This window comes from Pseudoalteromonas sp. bablab_jr010 (genome assembly GCF_016464105.1).
In the GTDB taxonomy this organism is placed as follows: Bacteria; Pseudomonadota; Gammaproteobacteria; order Enterobacterales; family Alteromonadaceae; genus Pseudoalteromonas; species Pseudoalteromonas simplex.
The window spans coordinates 1-386 of record NZ_JACDWV010000011.1 but is presented as its reverse complement, the minus strand read 5'-3'; the positions used below and the strand labels follow the sequence as shown (position 1 = coordinate 386).

Annotated in this window: 1 rRNA gene; it reads left to right on the top strand. The window is 36.5% G+C overall.

Going from position 1 to position 386, the window contains the following annotated elements:
• Positions 1-77 (top strand): 16S ribosomal RNA (locus JIG37_RS00120); the annotation flags it as partial.
• Positions 78-386: the final 309 nt, after the last annotated feature.

The following is a 386-nucleotide window of genomic DNA, read 5'->3' as shown; positions in this document are numbered from 1 at the left end:
CCACGGAGTGATTCATGACTGGGGTGAAGTCGTAACAAGGTAGCCCTAGGGGAACCTGGGGCTGGATCACCTCCTTATACGATTTAGAACTTATTTGTTCGTAGTGTCCACACAGATGATTGTTAGTTAGCTAAACCGCTTTGGTTTAACTAATTAATATGCTCTTTAAAAATTTGGAAAGCTGATATTAAAATTCTTATAGATACTTGTATCTATAAAGAGTTTTCAAAAGTAAAAATATGCCATTAATCAGCAATGATTAATCGGTATCTACTTTAGTATTCTCATCATTATTTGATGAATTAACTTCTGGCGAAGTTAACAGCTGTCACTAACAAAGACCCGTTTGGGTTGTATGGTTAAGTGACTAAGCGTACACGGTGGAT